Origin of the sequence: Moorena sp. SIO4E2, from assembly GCF_010671945.1 — a bacterium.
In the GTDB taxonomy this organism is placed as follows: domain Bacteria; phylum Cyanobacteriota; class Cyanobacteriia; order Cyanobacteriales; family Coleofasciculaceae; genus Moorena; species Moorena producens.
On sequence record NZ_JAAHIE010001372.1, the window covers coordinates 1 to 1,124 of the forward strand.

Annotated in this window: 1 protein-coding gene; it reads right to left on the minus strand. The window is 40.4% G+C overall.

The features are described from left to right. Nucleotides 1-318: 318 nt before the first annotated feature. Nucleotides 319-1,124 (minus strand): AMP-binding protein (locus tag F6K37_RS43770; RefSeq protein ID WP_287257395.1); only part of this gene is annotated, 806 nt, incomplete at its 5' end.

Below are 1,124 nucleotides of genomic sequence, written 5' to 3' on the forward strand. Positions count from 1 at the left end.
CGATTGCTGGAATGACATTGTACAACAGAAAGTGTTTGGTCTGGAGACCTTTTATGTAGTCATTTAATATAGTTTTTGACTTTTGAGTTTTGGCTGGTTTAAAAGATTCTTTGGTCACATCCATTGGAATTGACATCAAACTGTCTCCTTGGTTACCATTTTCTAAATTTTTTCATTTTTTCCAAGGCCATAACACCTGTTTAATACTAAGGATCTAGGGCCTAATTTTCCCGGTTACATAATTGGCGGTATCTCGGTAAATTCCATCAAATTATATCATCAATCTTTATCAAATCAACCCATCAAAACTACCTCCATTTAAGTGGAGACCGCTGCTTGTCTTTTACTTGCCACTTTTCCCCTGGCTTCCAACTGGTCTAATGTTCCTTCCAAAAACTTAACTCGGCAAGCAGAGCGTTGTATTTTACCACTTGATGTTTTAGGAATGCTCCCAGCTTTTATTAATACTACAGAATACACCTGTAGATCATGTTCGTCTGTAACTGCCTCTCTAATATTTCCCACTACCTCATTTAGATCTAGTGTCTTTTGGTAACTACGCTCCACCTCCTGAACCACTATTAAACGTTCTTCTCCCTTAATCTCCACTGCCAATGCTGCTCCATGACTAGATCGCAGTGATCGGTGACTTTTTTCCACTGTCAATTCAATATCTTGGGGATAATGGTTGCGACCACGAATAATAATCACGTCTTTGATACGCCCTGTAATAAATAGTTCACCATCTTTCAAAAATCCTAAATCCCCTGTGCGCATAAATGGCCCTTCACCACTTTCGGCAAGGTTTGCATGAAAAGTCTTTTCTGTCTCTTCTAACCTATGCCAGTATCCTACAGCCATACTAGGATCGCAGACCCAAATCTCCCCTACCTCATCTGGTTGACATTTTCTCAAAGTGAAAGGATTAACGATCGCCACTTTCATCCCACCAATGGGAGGTCCACAGCTAACTACAAATCGTACTACCTGATCTTTGTCTGCTGGTGATACTACTACAATTCTATTTTTTTCTAGGGCTTCTGCTGCTAAGGTCAACACCCTGGCTTTTTCCCCATGTTTTTTAGTCGAAACCAACAAAGTTGCTTCCGCTAGTCCATAAGCTG